This is a genomic window from Mesorhizobium delmotii (assembly GCF_900149755.1).
GTDB lineage: Bacteria > Pseudomonadota > Alphaproteobacteria > Rhizobiales > Rhizobiaceae > Mesorhizobium > Mesorhizobium delmotii.
Map to the genome: position 1 here is coordinate 80,687 of NZ_FUIG01000013.1, position 16,952 is coordinate 97,638.

17 protein-coding genes are annotated in these 16,952 nt (G+C 64.1%); 12 read left to right on the top strand and 5 right to left on the bottom strand.

Annotation, left to right across the window (positions count from 1 at the left end; genetic code table 11):
• The first annotated feature begins 10 nt into the window (after window positions 1-10).
• The 6 genes from BQ8482_RS01835 to BQ8482_RS01860 all read left to right on the top strand — a co-directional run bounded on the left by BQ8482_RS01835 (window position 11) and on the right by BQ8482_RS01860 (window position 5,440).
• A complete protein-coding gene (locus tag BQ8482_RS01835; RefSeq protein WP_123147310.1) occupies window positions 11-1,369 on the top strand; it encodes a cytochrome ubiquinol oxidase subunit I in 1,359 nt (452 codons plus the stop codon).
• 10 nt (window positions 1,370-1,379) lie between these two features.
• On the top strand, window positions 1,380-2,384 hold the full coding sequence (locus BQ8482_RS01840) for a cytochrome d ubiquinol oxidase subunit II (RefSeq protein WP_123147311.1): 1,005 nt from the start codon (window positions 1,380-1,382) through the stop codon (window positions 2,382-2,384).
• Between the two features lie 200 nt (window positions 2,385-2,584).
• A complete protein-coding gene (locus BQ8482_RS01845) occupies window positions 2,585-3,355 on the top strand; it encodes a transporter substrate-binding domain-containing protein (protein WP_165848479.1) in 771 nt (256 codons plus the stop codon).
• Window positions 3,356-3,395: 40 nt separating this feature from the next.
• On the top strand, window positions 3,396-4,067 hold the full coding sequence (locus tag BQ8482_RS01850) for an amino acid ABC transporter permease (RefSeq protein WP_123146027.1): 672 nt from the start codon (window positions 3,396-3,398) through the stop codon (window positions 4,065-4,067).
• Between the two features lie 10 nt (window positions 4,068-4,077).
• Window positions 4,078-4,737, top strand: a complete 660-nt coding sequence (locus BQ8482_RS01855) for an amino acid ABC transporter permease (protein WP_123146028.1) — start codon at window positions 4,078-4,080, stop codon at window positions 4,735-4,737.
• Window positions 4,715-5,440 (top strand): amino acid ABC transporter ATP-binding protein, encoded by a 726-nt coding sequence (locus BQ8482_RS01860; protein ID WP_123146029.1) that lies wholly within the window; start codon window positions 4,715-4,717, stop codon window positions 5,438-5,440. The genes BQ8482_RS01855 and BQ8482_RS01860 overlap by 23 nt, the downstream gene beginning before the upstream one ends.
• A 191-nt stretch (window positions 5,441-5,631) precedes the next feature.
• On the opposite strand, the gene msrA is transcribed toward BQ8482_RS01860, so the two are convergent.
• From msrA to BQ8482_RS37950, 4 genes are all read right to left on the bottom strand, one after another.
• The gene (msrA, locus tag BQ8482_RS01865) at window positions 5,632-6,372 is read right to left on the bottom strand and encodes a peptide-methionine (S)-S-oxide reductase MsrA (protein ID WP_123146030.1); all 741 of its coding nucleotides are present in this window, start codon (window positions 6,370-6,372) and stop codon (window positions 5,632-5,634) included.
• A 152-nt stretch (window positions 6,373-6,524) separates the two neighbouring features.
• Window positions 6,525-6,806 (bottom strand): hypothetical protein, encoded by a 282-nt coding sequence (locus BQ8482_RS01870; RefSeq protein ID WP_123147312.1) that lies wholly within the window; start codon window positions 6,804-6,806, stop codon window positions 6,525-6,527.
• Window positions 6,807-6,886: 80 nt separating this feature from the next.
• Entirely contained in the window at window positions 6,887-7,612 is a 726-nt protein-coding gene (locus tag BQ8482_RS01875) for a DUF1223 domain-containing protein (protein WP_123146031.1), read from the bottom strand.
• A gap of 155 nt (window positions 7,613-7,767) precedes the next feature.
• The gene (locus BQ8482_RS37950) at window positions 7,768-7,929 is read right to left on the bottom strand and encodes a hypothetical protein (protein WP_165848393.1); all 162 of its coding nucleotides are present in this window, start codon (window positions 7,927-7,929) and stop codon (window positions 7,768-7,770) included.
• Window positions 7,930-8,154: 225 nt separating this feature from the next.
• Here BQ8482_RS37950 and lepA point away from each other — a divergent pair, with 225 nt between their 5' ends.
• The 5 genes from lepA (at window position 8,155) to BQ8482_RS01900 (ending at window position 13,948) form a co-directional block, all read left to right on the top strand.
• Entirely contained in the window at window positions 8,155-9,960 is a 1,806-nt protein-coding gene (lepA, locus tag BQ8482_RS01880; RefSeq protein WP_123146032.1) for a translation elongation factor 4, read from the top strand.
• Between the two features lie 107 nt (window positions 9,961-10,067).
• Window positions 10,068-10,592 carry a hypothetical protein gene (locus tag BQ8482_RS01885; protein ID WP_123146033.1) on the top strand — a complete coding sequence of 175 codons (525 nt, stop codon included), beginning with the start codon at window positions 10,068-10,070 and terminating at the stop codon, window positions 10,590-10,592.
• A gap of 7 nt (window positions 10,593-10,599) precedes the next feature.
• Complete coding sequence (locus BQ8482_RS01890) at window positions 10,600-11,109, top strand: hypothetical protein (RefSeq protein ID WP_123146034.1); 510 nt, start codon at window positions 10,600-10,602, stop codon at window positions 11,107-11,109.
• Between the two features lie 189 nt (window positions 11,110-11,298).
• Window positions 11,299-11,670, top strand: coding sequence for a hypothetical protein (locus tag BQ8482_RS01895; RefSeq protein WP_123147313.1), 372 nt, complete (start codon window positions 11,299-11,301; stop codon window positions 11,668-11,670).
• Between the two features lie 241 nt (window positions 11,671-11,911).
• Window positions 11,912-13,948 carry a hydantoinase/oxoprolinase family protein gene (locus tag BQ8482_RS01900; protein WP_123146035.1) on the top strand — a complete coding sequence of 679 codons (2,037 nt, stop codon included), beginning with the start codon at window positions 11,912-11,914 and terminating at the stop codon, window positions 13,946-13,948.
• A gap of 2 nt (window positions 13,949-13,950) precedes the next feature.
• Here the strand turns inward: BQ8482_RS01900 and BQ8482_RS01905 are convergent, their stop codons facing one another.
• Window positions 13,951-14,403 carry a cadherin repeat domain-containing protein gene (locus tag BQ8482_RS01905; protein WP_123146036.1) on the bottom strand — a complete coding sequence of 151 codons (453 nt, stop codon included), beginning with the start codon at window positions 14,401-14,403 and terminating at the stop codon, window positions 13,951-13,953.
• A 218-nt stretch (window positions 14,404-14,621) separates the two neighbouring features.
• Between BQ8482_RS01905 and BQ8482_RS01910 the strand changes: the two genes are divergently transcribed.
• On the top strand, window positions 14,622-16,796 hold the full coding sequence (locus BQ8482_RS01910) for a malate synthase G (protein ID WP_123146037.1): 2,175 nt from the start codon (window positions 14,622-14,624) through the stop codon (window positions 16,794-16,796).
• Window positions 16,797-16,952 lie beyond the last annotated feature (156 nt).

Consider the following 16,952-nt stretch of genomic DNA (forward strand, 5'->3'; position numbering starts at 1 on the left):
GGAGCCCACGATGGACCCGCTCATCCTTTCGCGCATCCAGTTCGGCGCGAACATCTCGTTCCATATCCTGTTTCCGGCTATCACCATTGCGCTTGGCTGGGTGCTGCTGTTCTTCAAGCTTCGCTACAACGCCACAGGCGATTCCGCCTGGATGCGCGCCTATTTCACCTGGGTGAAGGTGTTCGCGCTGTCCTTTGCCATGGGCGTGGTTTCGGGCGTCACCATGAGCTTCCAGTTCGGCACCAACTGGCCGGGTTACATGGAGACCGTCGGCAACATCGCCGGCCCGCTGCTCGCCTATGAGATCCTCACCGCCTTCTTCCTCGAGGCGGCATTCCTCGGCATCATGCTGTTCGGCTTCCGCCGCGTCTCCAATCGCATCCACACGCTGGCAACCGTGCTGGTGGCCGGCGGCACCACCCTGTCCGCCTTCTGGATCATCGCGCTCAATTCATGGATGCAGACGCCGGTCGGCTTCGAGATGCGCAACGGCGTCGCGCATGCTACCGACTGGTGGGCGATCGTCTTCAATCCGTCCATGCCCTACCGGCTCGTCCACATGCTGATTGCCTCCGGCCTGACGGTCTCGTTCCTGATCGCCGGCCTGTCGGCGCTGCGCTATCTCTATGGCGACCGCTCGGAATCAATGTGGAAGGCATTGCGCACCGGTGTCTTCACCGCGGCGATCCTGATCCCCATCCAGATCTTCGCCGGCGACCAGCATGGGCTCAACACGCTGGAGCATCAGCCGCAGAAGATCGCCGCCATGGAGGCCAACTGGAACACCGGCCCCAATGTGCCGCTGGTCCTTTTCGCGCTTCCCGACGAGGCGGCAAGGGAGAACAAATTCGAAGTCACCATCCCCGACGGCGCCAGCCTCATCCTCAGGCACAGCACCAGTGGCGTCGTGCCGGGGCTGAACGACTATGCCGGCAACCACCCGCCGGTGTTCCCGGTGTTCTGGGCTTTCCGCATCATGGTCGGCACCGGCGTCTTGATGCTCGTCGTCTCCTGGTCGGCCGCCTTTTTCCTCAAGCGCCGCCACAGCCTGCCGAAACCGCTGGCGCTGGTGATGGTGCCGATGGCGCTGTCCGGCTGGCTGGCGACGCTGGCCGGCTGGTACACTACCGAGATCGGGCGCCAGCCCTGGCTGGTCACCGGCGTGCTCAGGACTGTCGATGCCGTCGGCCCGGTCGCCGGCAGCCAGGTCGCGCTGTCGCTTGCGGTCTATCTCCTCCTCTATGCGCTGCTTCTGACCGCCTATCTCGGCGTGCTGGTCTATCTGGCGCTGAAGGCGGCGAAGGATGGCGACACCTCGCCGCTGCCGGGCGTTCTCGACGCGCCGCTGTCGCAGCCGGCGGCGAAATAGGAGGATGGTGATGACCCTCGACTGGCCGACATTGCTCCCCCTCATCTTCGCCGGCCTGATGGGGCTTGCCATCCTGATCTACGTTATCCTCGACGGCTTCGATCTCGGCATCGGCATCCTGTTCGCGGCCGCCGAGGACGCCGAGCAGGACACGATGATCGCGGCAATAGGCCCGTTCTGGGACGCCAACGAGACCTGGCTGGTGCTGGCCGTCGGCCTGCTGCTGGTCGCCTTCCCGCTGGCGCACGGCACCATCCTCACCGCGCTCTACATTCCGGTCTTCCTGCTCCTTGTCGGCTTGATCCTGCGCGGCGTTGCCTTCGATTTCCGTGCCAAGGTGCCGGCCGGACGGAAGCATCGCTGGAACCGCATCTTCTTCCTGGGCTCGGTCATCGCCTCGCTGGCGCAGGGCTACATGCTGGGGATCTATGTGCTCGGCCTGGATGTCGGCCTCGGCGGCATGGTCTTCGGCGCGCTGGTGGCGCTCTGCCTTGCCGCCGCCTATGCGGCGATGGGCGCGGCCTGGGTCATCTACAAGACGGAAGGCGAATTGCAGAAGAAGGCGGTGCTCTGGCTGCGCCGGGCGCTGGTGCTGACCGCGCTCGGCATGGTCGCCGTCTCGCTGGCCACGCCGCTCGCCAGTCCGCGCATCTTCGACAAATGGTTCGTCTGGCCCGCCATGCTCTATTTGTCGCCGCTGCCGATCCTGTCGGCGGTACTGTTCGCGTGGCTGTGGCGGCAGACCTTCCATCTGCCTAAGACGGACGACCGCCATGCGCTGACGCCGTTCTTGACGCTGGCCGCCATCTTCACTCTGGGCTTTGCCGGGCTCGCCTGGTCGTTCTATCCCTTCGTCGTGCCCGACAGGCTGACCATCTGGCAGGCGGCGTCCGCGCCGGAAAGCCTCGCCATCATCCTGGCCGGCACGGTGGTCGTGCTGCCGATCATCATTTTCTATTCGTTTTATGCCTACCGCGTGTTTGGCGGCAAGGCGACGGATCTGACCTACGACTGACAGGCAACCGCCGCACTGCACAATATTTAGGCAGCCTGCTGGTCGGGCGGCATTGGATCGTGAAGACGGCCTTCCCGATCCTACTGGGAAAGCCTGATTCGCGCTGATTTTGATGGTTTGGCATGTCTGTTGCTTTGCCCTGACGACCAATCGGTTTTGTTCAGTCAAAGGGAAAAATAATGAACCGTCGCAATGTATGCATGCTGGCCTTCGCCGCCGTGGCTGGAATTGCCATGGCTCCGTTCCCGCAGGCGCGGGCTGACGCCTTGAGCGACATCGGCGCGCGGGGCACCATCCGCATCGCCGTCCCACAGGATTTCCCACCCTTCGGCAGTGTCGGCGCCGACATGACGCCGCAAGGCTACGACATCGATATCGCCAATCTGATTGGCGAAAAGCTCGGCGCCAAGGTCGAGATCGTCCCGGTCACCAGCGCCAACCGCATTCCCTATCTTCAGACCAACAAGGTCGACCTGGTCATTTCCAGCCTCGGTAAGAATCCCGATCGCGAGAAGGTCATCGACTTTTCCGAAGCCTACGCTCCCTTCTACAATGGCGTGTTCGCTCCGGCGGACGTCGCGGTCGCGAAGGCGGAAGACCTCGCCGGCAAGACCGTCGGCGTCACCCGCGGCGCGATCGAAGACCTCGAACTGACCAAAGTCGTGCCCGCGAGCGTCGAGATCAAGCGCTACGAGGACAACAACGGCACTATTTCCGCTTTCCTTTCGGGCCAGGTCGAGGTGATCGCAACCGGGAATGTCGTCGCCGCCGCCATCCTCGAAAAGAACCCGCCCAAGCGGCCCGAGCTCAAGTTCCTGATCAAGAACTCGCCCTGCTACATCGGCATGAACAAGGAGCAGCCGGCATTGATGGCCAAGATCAACGGCATCATCGCCGCTGCCAGGTCCGACGGCGCCCTCAACGCGATTTCGCAAAAATGGCTGAAGGTGGACCTGCCGGCTGACCTGTGATCGCCGCCCGCCGCGTGTGGCTGAGGTCAGATAGCAAGCCATGACCTATCATTTCGATTTCGGCTGGCTGATCGATTCTCTGCCGGTGCTGCTCAAGGGCATCCGGATTACCGTGCAGCTCATCCTGATCGGTGCGGTGTTCGGCGTGGCATTGGGCATTGCCTGCGCCTGGGTGCGGGCGCTGGGGCCGAAATGGCTAAAACCCGTCGTCGCGACCTATGTCGAGCTGATCCGCAACACGCCCTTTCTGATCCAGCTGTTCTTCATCTTCTTCGGCCTGCCGTCGCTTGGCATCAGGATGTCGGAACTGACCGCCGCCAACCTCGCCATGATCGTTAACCTCGGCGCCTACAGCTGCGAGATCATCCGCGCCGGCATTCAGGCCACGCCACGTGGCCAGTTCGAGGCCGGCGCGAGTCTCGCCATGACCCCGTTCCAGGCCTTCTGGTATGTGGTTCTGGTCCCGGCGCTGCAGCGCATCTGGCCTGCGCTGTCGTCGCAGATCGTCATCGTCATGCTAGGTTCGGCCGTCGTTTCGCAGATCGCGGCCGAGGATCTGACCTTCGCCGCCAACTTTATCCAGTCGCGTAATTTCAGGGCCTTCGAAACCTACATCGTCTCCACCTTGATCTACCTGGCCCTCGCCATCCTGCTGCGCCAGCTGCTGGCCGGCCTGGGCTGGATGCTGTTCCCAAGGAAGGCGTCGCGATGAGACATGCGCCATGATCGAGTTCAGCTTCTGGGACATCCTGCGTAACCTGCTTTTGGCCGCCCGCTGGACCGTTGTGCTCTCGCTGGTCTCCTTCATCGGCGGCGGCATCGTCGGTGCGGCCCTGCTTTTCCTGCGCATCGGCGGCCGGCATTGGCTGCGGCTTGCGTCACGCGGCTACATCCAGCTGTTCCAGGGCACACCGCTCTTGATGCAGCTCTTTCTCGCCTTCTTCGGCCTTGGCCTGTTCGGCATCGACGTTCCCGCCTGGCTTGCCGCTTGTGTCGCGCTCATCCTGTGGACCGCCGCCTTCCTCGCTGAAATCTGGCGCGGCTGCGTCGAGAGCATCGCCAAGGGTCAATGGGAGGCGTCCGCCAGCCTGGGCATGGGGTACCTGCAGCAGATGCGCTACGTCATCCTGCCGCAGGCGCTGAAAGTGGCAGTGCCGCCGACCGTCGGCTTCTCGGTGCAGGTGGTGAAAGGCACCGCGCTCACCTCGATCATCGGCTTCGTCGAATTGTCGAAGGCCGGTTCGATCGTCACCAACGCCACCTTCCAGCCGTTCACCGTCTATGGCCTGGTCGCGCTCATCTACTTTGCTTTGTGCTGGCCGCTGTCGAAATCCAGCCAGCTCCTGGAAAGGAAGCTCAATGTCGCTCATCGCAATCACTGAGGTGAAGAAGCGCTTCGGCGACAACGAGGTGCTGAAGGGGATTTCCATCGACGTCGCGCCGGGCGAGGTCGTCGCCATCATCGGCAAGAGCGGTTCGGGCAAGTCGACGCTGCTGCGCTGCATCAACGGGCTGGAGACCATCGATGAAGGCTCGATCGTCGTCGCCGGCGCCCAGTTCCTGCCCGACGAGGTTCATCTCAAGGCGTTGCGCCTGAAAGTCGGCATGATTTTTCAGCAATTCAACCTGTTCCCGCATCTCACGGCCGGCGGCAATGTTATGCTGTCGCAGATGGTGGTGAAGAAGACGCCGAAAAAAGCCGCCGAGGCGGTCGCGCGAAAAATGCTCGACCGCGTCGGTCTCGCCCACAAGTTCGATGCCTTGCCGGACGAATTGTCCGGCGGCCAGCAGCAGCGCGTGGCGATCGCCCGGGCGCTAGCCATGCAGCCCATCGCGCTGCTATGCGACGAGATCACCTCGGCGCTCGACCCCGAACTCGTTGCCGAGGTGCTGGCCGTCGTCAAGGAATTGGCCGCGGAAGGCATGACGCTGGTGATGGTCACCCACGAGATGCGCTTCGCCCGCGACGTCTGCTCGCGCGTCGTCTTCATGCATCAGGGCCGCGTCCACGAGATCGGCGCCCCCGAGGAGGTCTTCGCCAACCCCAGGACGCCGGAGCTCAGGCAGTTTCTGGGCGTGCAATAAGGTATATTGATATTCAGGTGATGCCGGCCTGCAAACGGCGGCTTCCTGCGCTTCCGGTACTCGCGTACCCGAAAGTACGCTCCGTTCCGGTTCTCGGAATCCACCATTTTCGGCTCGGCCTAACCTGAATCTCAACACACCTTACGCCGACGTGCGTCCACTTGGACGCACAAAGTACACCCTGGCAAAGATCAGCTCTTGTTGGCGGCCAGCACCAGCACCGGCTTGTCGCTGTAAAGGTCCGGGAATAGCGTCTTCAAATTCTCGACCTTGGGCAGGTCGTTGTAGACGATGTACGGATAGGTCGGGTTTAGCGTCAAAAAGTCCTGGTGATAGTCCTCGGCCGGATAGAATTTTTTCCCGGTCTCCAGCGTGGTCACGATCGGCTCTGGAAACACCTTGGCCTTGTCGAGCTGGGCGATGTAGCTCTCGGCGATCTTCTTCTGGGCATCATTTTCGGCAAAGATCGTCGAACGGTATTGCGGGCCGCGGTCCGGACCCTGATAGTTCAGCTGCGTCGGGTTGTGCGCGACCGAGAAATACACCTGCAGCAACTGGCCGTAGCTCACCTCTGTCGGCTCGTAGGTGATCTCGACGGCTTCGGCGTGCCCGGTCCGGCCGGTGCCGACCGTCTCGTAGACGGCAGTGTCCTTGTCGCCGCCGGCGTAGCCGGAGACGGCGCTGGTCACGCCCTTGACGTGCTGGAACACGCCTTGCACGCCCCAGAAGCAGCCACCGGCGAAGACCGCCTTCGCGGTGCCGGCGGCGGGTTTCTCGTCCATCGCCGGCGGCGGGATCACCACCGCCTCCTCGGCCGAGCTTGCCGGCGTCTGCCACAAGGCGGCGCCGGCCGCCGCGAGCATCAGCGCCGCAAGCGCGCCCCTGGCGAAGCTCGTCGAGCGCCTCGCAACGGGTTCTCGAATACCAGTCATGTCTGATCTCCCTTGATGGTGTTGTGACTATAGAACATTTGGGCCCGCCGGCGTCTCACATTGCCGTGCGTACTTTCGCGCCGTGCGTATTTGGAATGGTGCACCGGCGCGGGATTGAAACCCCGCGCCGGTGCCGCGAGGGCTTGCCGGACCTACTTGGCCATGCCCATGGCGTCGCAGGCCTTGGTTGCCTCATCCTTCTTCATCGCGTCGGTCTCCATGGCTGCTTTGTCTATGCACTCCTTCATCTTTTCGGCGGCCATCGGATCGGCCGGCTTCATCGCGTCGGTGGCCATCGGATCGGCGGGCTTCATGGCATCCGTGGCCATCGGCTTCATCGCATCTTCGGCGCGGGCAATGCCGCCGGCGAAAAGCGCCGTCGAGCAAAGCGCGAAGGCGAGCGCCGGCAGCGTCAGTCGGGTAAAGTTGGTCATGGTGGTCTCCTCTGGGTGGCGCGCTGATGCGGCCGGCATGTGCGGCGCCGCTCATGCGGCGTTGCGCAGATCTTTGGATTCTAGTTCGTCGCGGCGGCCAGGATCGGTCCGCCATCCGGCACTTGCACCAGCACCGCGGTGCTTAGCCCGCTCGGCGGTGCCGGCAGCGGCAGCGCGATGGCCTCGCCGGTCCAGGCGCCAAGCCTGGAGAGGGAATGCACGACGTTGGCATGCGGCAGCGTGCGTCCGGTGTTTTCGCCGCGCGCCACCGGCACTTCGATGACGCCCTGCCGGTAGCGCACCAGCCAGATATCGGCCTTGCCGCCCGGCACCGGGCCGGCGCCGATGGCGATCTTGCCGCCGTCGAGCGACAGCGAGGGTCCTTTCGCGCGGCCGCTGCTCGAAATCAGCTGCTCGATCTCGCCGGGCCGGGCGCCGACCGCATCGGAATTGCCATTGACCACCACTTGCGGCGTGAACGGACCCGAACGGCCGAGCGACGGCTCGTAGCGGACCTGGCGCTGGGTGAATTCCTCCCTGCCGAAAGTGTCCTTCCAGCCGAGATAGTCCCAGTAGGTGACGTTGAAGGAGAGCGCCAGCACATCAGGCCGGTCCTTGACCTTGATGAGATTGGCGTTGGCCGGTGGGCAGGATGAGCAGCCCTGGCTGGTGAACAGCTCCACCACGGTGAGCGGCTGGCCGGCGGCGCCGGTTGCTGAAAACAGAACAGCGGCGAGCCCTACAAGGACCGCGCCTGCGCTTGATTGCGTCGCGCTCCCGCTGCGTTTGGCTTGTGATCCAGTCATCGGCTGTCCTCCGCTGCGACGGGCGTGAAGCGCCGTCATGTTCACACTTCGGCGCCGCAGTGCGGTTCGTTACAGCCATCACCGCTTCGTGATCGTTTACCTTCGTTTGCTGCCGGCGCGACGCCGCGAATAACGGCGTCTTCGGCCGCCTGCGCTCAGCCCTGGCGCCGCGTTTCCATGTAGTGCCATAGGCCGGCCGCGACGGCACCGGCCGCAATACAAACGGCGATCCAGATCCCGGTGTTGCCGCCCACACTGCCGAACGCGGCGCCGAGCACCACCCCACCGAGAATGCCCCAAACCAGCTTGCTCGCCATTGGCTTGTCCTTTCGTGAGTTCGGAAGGAGCCTTGCATAGCTGTGTGGTCATTTCGACACCGGACGGAGACCGGAAAATGGCCGGCACCGATGGATGCCGCTTCGGCTTTCGCCAGCCACTAATGCTGGAACACAGGCGGGGTGAGCGCAAACCTGACGCGATTGCACTGGCGCCGCGCCCGGCCGCTTGCCCGGGCAAGCTGCCCCTGCTAAAGCCGCCCCATCATGACCACGCCGATCAAGAACATCCGCAATTTCTCCATCGTCGCCCATATCGACCATGGCAAATCCACGCTTGCCGACCGGCTGATCCAGCTGACCGGCGGGCTGGAGCTGCGCGACATGAAGGAGCAGGTGCTGGACTCGATGGATATCGAGCGTGAGCGCGGCATCACCATCAAGGCGCAGACGGTGCGGCTGAAATACCGCGCCAACAATGGCGAGGACTATATCCTCAACCTGATCGATACGCCCGGCCATGTCGACTTCGCCTACGAAGTGTCGCGGTCGCTCGCCGCCTGCGAAGGCTCGCTGCTGGTCGTCGATGCCTCTCAAGGCGTCGAGGCGCAGACGCTGGCCAATGTCTACCAGGCCATCGACAACAACCACGAGATCGTCGTGGTGCTGAACAAGGTCGACCTGCCGGCCGCCGAGCCCGAGCGCATCCGCGAGCAGGTCGAGGAGGTGATCGGCATCGATGCCTCCAACGCCGTGCTGATCTCGGCCAAGACCGGGCTCGGCATTCCAGACGTGCTGGAGGCGATCGTCAACGATTTGCCGCCGCCGCGCGAGGGCGACATCACAGCACCGCTGAAGGCGATGCTGGTCGACAGCTGGTACGACGCCTATCTCGGCGTCATCGTGCTGGTCCGCATCATCGACGGCGTGCTGAAGAAGGGCCAGACCATCCGCATGATGGGCACCGGCGCCAAGTACCTTGTCGAGCGCACCGGCGTCTTCACGCCGGCCCGCATCAATGTCGACGAGCTCGGCCCCGGCGAATTCGGCTTCTTCACCGGCTCGATCAAGGAAGTCGCCGATACCCGCGTCGGCGACACCATCACCGAGGACAAGCGCCAGACGGCCCAGGCCCTGCCCGGCTTCAAGCCGGCGCAGCCGGTGGTGTTCTGCGGCCTGTTCCCGGTCGACGCCGCCGATTTCGAGGATCTTCGCGCCGCGGTCGGCAAACTGCGCCTCAACGATGCTTCCTTCTCCTTCGAAATGGAAACCAGCGCGGCCCTCGGCTTCGGCTATCGCTGCGGCTTCCTTGGCCTTTTGCACCTCGAAATCATCCAGGAGCGGCTGGAGCGCGAGTTCAACCTCAACCTCATCGCCACTGCGCCCTCGGTCGTCTACCGGCTGCTGTTGAACGACGGCACGACGAAGGAATTGCACAACCCGGCCGACATGCCCGACGTGGTCAAAATCCAGGCGATCGAAGAGCCGTGGATTCGCGCCACCATCCTGACGCCCGACGAGTATCTCGGCGGCATCCTAAAACTCTGCCAGGACCGGCGCGGCATCCAGGCCGATCTGTCCTATGTCGGCAAGCGCGCCATGCTGACCTACGATCTGCCGCTCAACGAGGTTGTCTTCGACTTCTACGACCGGCTGAAGTCGATCTCCAAGGGCTACGCCTCCTTCGACTATCATTTGACCGATTATCGCGAGGGCGACCTGGTCAAAATGTCGATCCTGGTCAATGAGGAGCCGGTCGACGCGCTGTCGATGCTGGTCCACCGCACGGCGGCGGAAAAGCGCGGCCGGCTGATGTGCGAGAAGCTGAAGGAACTGATCCCGCACCATCTGTTCAAGATCCCGATCCAGGCGGCCATCGGCGGCAAGGTCATCGCCCGCGAAACCATCTCGGCGCTGCGCAAGGACGTCACAGCCAAATGCTACGGCGGCGACGTCTCACGCAAGCGCAAGCTGCTCGACAAGCAGAAAGAGGGCAAGAAGCGGATGCGCCAGTTCGGCAAGGTCGATATCCCGCAGGAGGCGTTTATCCAGGCGCTGAAGATGGGAGATTGAGGGGGCAGCGCCCGCAATCGCGAAGGATGAGGGCCGGAGGCCACGAAAACCAACGATTGGAGAACGCCCTTTCCTGAAGTATCCTTGGGCTTGGAAGGGGGATCTCAATGCGTTCCGCCAACCCTGCCATCTCCGATATCGTCGCCGCGATTGGCCTGGCGATCGGTGGCGCCTTTGGGCTTGCCGGCACCTTCGTGGCGAGCGCCGAGCTGCGCGAAACACTCTGGACGATCGACGGCGTCGCACTCGTGGTGGCAGCCGCCCTGTTGACGATGAAGTACCAGCGGCAAGGCAACGACTGCGTGGCGGCCGGATTTTTGACCTTCGTCGCAGGCGAGGGTCTGCTGCTCGCCGGTAATGCGGCGGGGCTTGAGGCCAGCGTTCCCTCCTATGTCGGCGGTATCTCGCTTTGGGCGGCAGCGCTGGTCATGGTCAGCACACCGAAAACCTTCGACCTGTGGGTACGGCTCACGGCTGTCGTGGCCGCTTTGCTGTTCGTCGTGTCGGCGGGCATGATCCTCTGGGGCGTGCCCTTGCTGCCGACCTCGTCGCCCTTGCCCGCTGCCGGATATCCGTTTCTGGTCCTCACGTTCATCGGCTGGATCTGGACCCTGCTGAAGCCCGGCCGATGAGTGGCCCATGCCTTCGCCCGTCGAAATCCGCAACAGCCCCACCGGAAAAATCTTTCCCGCGCTCGGGCCGCTCCTGATCGCTGCGATCTTCGGCTTCTTCGCGCTGAAGGGGCTTGCGTCAGGCGCCCCGGGCCAAGGGCTGTTCCTGGTGGTGGTGCTGGCGCTTGGCTGCCTGGGGCTTGGTCTGTTCCTGGCGCGCGGCGCGTTCGACACCGGCGTCCAGGTGGTGCTCGACGCCAGTGGCTTTCGCGACCGGCGCGGTGGCGACGTGCTGGTGCCCTGGGAGAAGGTGCGCAGCGCGCACCTCACCTCCGGCGAAGGCGCGGCGATGATCAGCTTCGAACTGACCGAGCCGCCTCCCGATGCGATCAGATATGCGCCGGCCAACGCGCTCGGCCGCTTGCTGCCCTTCGGCAAAAACATCGTCCATATGGAGATATCCTCGCTCGACATCACCGGCGCCGACATGATCGCGGCGATCCGGCGGCTCGCGCCGCATGTGGCGGTGTTGAGGTAGGCGCTCCCCCTTCTCCCCCTTTGTTTGGACTGGGGACATCGCGAACAGGTGTGCGAGGACATCGCGAACAGTTTTGCGCGTTGTGCGCGAGGGGGTTCGGGGTGCCGTTCAAGGACAGAAGCGCGATGTTCCCAGTCCAAACAAAGGGGGAGAAGGAAAGGTCGCGCCTTCCCGGGGGGAATCATCATGTTGTCTTACGCTTTCGCGCGGCGCATCGCCGTTACGCTCTGTCTTGTCACGCTGTTCGCGCCGGCGGCCCGTGCAGGCGACGTCACGTTCGAGATCAGGAACAGCCATCCCAACGCCATGCGCGTCGAGCTCTACACTCAGGACCGCGACTATGTCTGGCCGGGCAACAATCAGGACTATTATCTCAACGACGGCGAGACCAAGTCGATCCCGCTGTCCTGTGATGACGGCGAATCGATCTGCTACGGCGCCTGGGTCGACGGCGACGAGGGCACCTATTGGGGCGTCGGCCCCGGCAACACCGAAAAATGCGACGATTGCTGCTACACCTGCAGCGGTGGCGAGATCGAGGAGATTGATTTGGTGCCGTGAGCGGTCGAGGGGGAGATGGCCGGCAGGCCAGAGGAGGTTGTGTCGCGTGGAGCGCCATCCTCCCCATCGGTGACAGGGAAGGTCGCGTCAGACGTACCGACCCCCTCTGTCGCCTTCGGCGACATCTCCCCCTCAAGGGCCCCTCAAGGGGGGAGATTAGGCGCCGTGGCCCAGCGCTCGCGGCTTTATCCGCCGTTCCGTATCGGCTAATGGCGGGGAGCAAAATCTCCCGGACCCGCCAATGACCGCCAAACCCTCCCCCCTGTTCCTCGGCATCGACACCGGCGGCACTTACACCGACGCCGTGCTGTGGTCGGAAGCCGGCGGCCCTCCAGAGGGACCCAATAAAGGCAAAGTGCTGGCCAAGGCCAAGGCGCTGACCACTCGTCACGATCTGGCGGTCGGCATATCGGGCGCGGTCGACGCGGTGCTGCAAAAAGCCGGCACCGATCCTGCAGCGATAAAACTGGTGTCGATGTCGACGACGCTCGCCACCAACGCACTGGTCGAAGGCCAGGGCGGCCGCGTGGCGCTGGTGATGATCGGCTTTTCCGAAGGCGATCTGGCCCGCGACGGGCTGAGGGCGGCGCTCGGCACCGACCCTGTGGTGTTCTGTCCCGGCGGCCATGATGTCCACGGCAACGCGGCAAAACTCGACCTGTCCGAGCTGGAGGCCGCGCTGCCGGAATTGGGCGCTTCGGTGTCCGGCTTTGCCGTCTGTGCCTATTTCGCCACCCGCAACCCGGCGCATGAACTCGCCGCGCGCGACCTCATCCGCGAAAAGACCGGCCTGCCGGTCACCGCCAGCCACGAGCTGTCGGCCAAGCTTGGCGGCCCGCGCCGGGCGCTGACGACCCTGCTCAACGCCCGGCTGATCTCGATGATCGACCGGCTGGTCGCGGCGACCGAAGGTTTTCTCGCCGCCCGTGGCATCGCAGCCCCCTTGATGGTGGTGCGCGGCGACGGCGCTCTGGTCTCGGCCGCCTTTGCCCGCCAGCGGCCGATCGAGACGATTCTTTCAGGGCCGGCCGCCAGCCTGGTCGGCGCCCGCCACATGACCGGGCTCGACGATGCTGTCGTCTCCGACATCGGCGGCACCACCACCGATGTCGCCGTGCTCGACGGGGGCCGTCCCAGGCTCGACCCGGAAGGCGCCACCGTCGGCGGCTTCCGCACCATGGTCGAGGCGGTCGCCATGCGTACTTTTGGGCTCGGCGGCGATTCCGAAGTGACGCTGGAGGACGGCGCGCTCAACCCAAGAATCCTGCTCGGGCCGCGTCGCCTGGTGCCGCTGGCGCTGGCCGGCATGATGCATGGCGAGGCCATCACATCAGAGCTCGAACGTCAGCTGCGGGCGCCCAACCCCGGCCGCTTGGATGGCCGCCTGGCGGTCAGGACCGGCGTGCCGGAGCGGCTGGCGGCCGGCCTGACCGCTCCGGAAGCGAAGCTCTACGAGGCGATTGGCAGCGTGCCGCTCGCACTCGACAGGCTGCTCACCTCGAACGCCCAGAACGCCACCTTGAACCGGCTGGTGTCGCGCGGCCTGGTGCATATTTTAGGTTTTACGCCCTCGGATGCTGCCCATGTCTTGGGCAAGCAGGCCAACTGGGATGCGGCGACGGCCCGGCTCGGCGCCGAACTGTTCACGCGCAAGCGCGACGGCCGCGGCCAGTTCATCGCCGCGACGCCGGAGGCGATCTCGCAGCGGGTGCTGCTGACGCTGACGCGCTGGTCGGCTGAATACATCCTTGAAACCGCCTTCGCCGAGGATGGGCTGGATGGTGCCGCCACCGTGGCGCACGCGCTGGTGCAGCGCGCCGTCGATTCTCATCCCGGCATCGCCCGCCTCAGCGTCGCGCTCGACCGCCCGGTCATCGGCCTCGGCGCCTCGGCGCCGCTGCACTATGCCGGCCTGGCCGAACTGGTCGGCAATGACTGCGTCGTGCCGGAGGATACCGACGTCGCCAACGCGCTTGGCGCCGTCGTTGGCCAGGTCCGCGTCTCGGCCGAGGCCCTCGTCAGCCAGCCCAAGGAAGGGCTGTTCCGCGTTTCGTCCGGGGAGACAGTCCGCGATTTTCTCGACGAGGCTGCGGCGATCGCGGCGGCCGAGGCCGATGTGCGCGCGCTTGCCGCCGGACGGGCCAGGGAAGCCGGCACCGACAGCGCCGAGATCGAGGTCGCCACCGAATTCCGCGTCTCCACCGTCGAAGCCCAGCGCATGTTCATCGAGGCGCATGTCGTGGCGGTGGCGTCGGGAAGGCCAAGGATTGCGGTGTGATGTCAGATGGAGGATTTGGGCGCGGTTGCAAGTCGCTCGAAAACCGCGTTTACCCGTATGCGGCTGCCATTGGGATCGACGATCTGCATGACCAAAATCAGCCGCTTTTGATGAAGCTTGAAGGCGGCCGCCAAGCCTCTGGCCTTGGCGCCTGCCGAAGTTGACCCCGGCCAAGTGCCTTTTCCGATCAACGCAGCTTCTCCATTGATCGTTTCTGCTTTCAGATCGGCGGTCCACCCATTACTTGCAGCGACCTGCAGGCCGGGATTGCCGCTGCGGATGACGACCGTGCAATCGCTGCATTGGCCGCCGGTCGAGTAAACCTGCTGCCAGGTGCCGATGAATTCGGCATCAGCAGCCGCGGCAGGACCAGCGCTCGCGAATGCAAGAGAGAATAGAGCAAAAGCAAGCCAGGCAAATCTCAACATCGGCCAACTCCAAAACGTCTTCTTCATTTGACAGGCAATGTATAAGGCCGGGTTTACTGGAATGAGAAAATTGGCCCGATATGCGATTGCACATAGCCGCTTATGCGCCGCGACGTCGTTTCGCTCCTGCTTCGCCTGGGATGACGAAGTGGACCAAAATACCCACCTTCACCCTAAGCTGAATTGACCGTGCTACCCTGACATGCCAAAGGCCCGGCCAAAGCCTTCATCTTGGAGACACCCTGATGACCGATCGCGTCGAAATCGCCGGATTGCGGATTGCCCGCGAGCTTTATGATTTCGTCGTGAACGAGGCGCTGCGGGGCACCGGCATTGCAGCCGACGCCTTCTGGACCGGCCTCTCGACCATCGTTCACGAGCTTTCGCCGAAGAACCGGGCGCTGCTGGAAAAGCGCGACGCGCTGCAGGACCAGATCGACCGCTGGTATCGCGACAATGGCGCGCCCAGCGATATGGAAGCCTACAAGGGATTCCTGAAGGAGATCGGTTATCTCGTGCCTGAGGGGCCGGCCTTCTCAGTGACGACCGAAAATGTCGACCCGGAGATCTCGGTGGTTGCCGGGCCGCAGCTGGTGGTGCCGGTGATGAACGCGCGCTACGCGCTGAACGCCGCCAATGCCCGCTGGGGCTCGCTCTATGACGCGCTCTACGGCACCGACGCCATTCCCGAGACCGGCGGCGCCGAGAAGGGCGGCAGATTCAATCCCGTGCGCGGCGCCAAGGTCATTGCCTGGGCGAAGGATTTTCTCGACGAGTCGGTGCCGGTCACCTCGGGCAAATGGGCAGGGGTGAACGGGCTTTCGGTTGCCAACGGCATGTTGCGGCTGGGCGAGGGCGCCGGCGCCACCACGCTTGCCGACCCCAGACAGTTTGCCGGCTATCGCGGCGACGCCGACAATCCCGAAGCCGTCCTGCTCACCAAGAATGGCCTGCATATCGAGATCGTCATCGACCGCAGCAACCAGATCGGCAAGACCGATCCAGCCGGCATCGCTGATGTCATCTTGGAATCGGCGCTGACCACCATCCAGGACTGCGAGGATTCGGTCGCGGCGGTCGATGCGCAGGACAAGGTCGTGGTCTACCGCAACTGGCTCGGCCTGATGAAGGGCGACCTTGCCGAGGAGATCACCAAGGGCGGCAGGACGTTTACACGAAAACTCAATCCCGACCGATTGTACACGGCGCCCGATGGCGGCGCGCTGACGCTGCCAGGCCGCTCGCTGATGCTGATCCGCAACGTCGGTCACCTCATGACCAATCCGGCGATAACGGACCGCGACGGCAACGAGGTGCCGGAAGGTATCATGGACGCAGCGATGACGGCGCTGATCGCGCTGCACGATGTTGGGCCGAATGGACGACGCGCCAATTCCCGCGCCGGCTCGATGTACGTCGTAAAACCCAAGATGCACGGGCCGGAGGAAGTCGCTTTCGCCGTCGAGATCTTTGACCGCGTCGAAGCGCTGCTCGGCATGGCGAAAAGTACCATCAAGATGGGCATCATGGACGAGGAGCGGCGCACCACCGTCAACCTCAAAGAGGCGATCCGCGCCGCCAAAGACCGCGTCGTCTTCATCAACACCGGTTTCCTTGACCGCACCGGCGACGAGATCCACACCTCGATGGAAGCCGGCCCGATGATCCGCAAGGGCGACATGAAGCAGGCCGCCTGGATTGCCGCCTATGAGGCCTGGAACGTCGACACCGGGCTGGAATGCGGACTGGCCGGCCACGCCCAGATCGGCAAGGGCATGTGGGCGATGCCCGATCTGATGGCGGCGATGCTGGCGGAGAAGATCGCCCACCCCAAGGCCGGCGCCAACACCGCCTGGGTGCCGTCGCCGACGGCGGCGACGTTGCACGCCACCCACTATCACAAGGTCAATGTCCAGGCTGTGCAGGCGGCGCTGAAGAGCCGGCCGAAGGCAAAGCTCGACGACATCCTGTCGGTGCCGGTTGCGGTGCGGCCGAATTGGTCGCCGGAGGAGGTCCAGAAGGAACTCGACAACAACTCGCAAGGCATTCTGGGCTATGTCGTGCGCTGGATCGACCAGGGCGTCGGCTGCTCGAAAGTGCCTGACATCAATGACATCGGCCTGATGGAGGACCGCGCCACGCTGCGCATCTCCTCGCAGCATATCGCCAACTGGCTGCGCCATGGCGTGTGCACCTCAGACAAGGTGATGGAGACGATGAAGCGCATGGCTGGCGTCGTCGACCGCCAGAACGCAGGCGACCCGCTTTACCGGCCGATGGCGCCCGACTTCGACAAATCGATCGCCTTCCTCGCCGCCTGCGACCTCGTCTTCAAGGGCCGCGTCCAGCCCAACGGCTACACCGAACCGGTGCTGCATGCGCGGCGGCTGGAACTGAAGGCGAAGGAAAGGGCTGGATAGCAAGCCCGCGTTGCAAAGGCGCTGGCCCTCACTCCCGGGCGTTCCCAGGGGTAGAAAAATTTTGCGCCTGTCCGTGCTCAGGCCGCAGGCGCGCGTTGCAGCCCGTTCTGGAGCATCTGGGGGAGGAATGCCGGATGCAGAACTTCACATGAATCA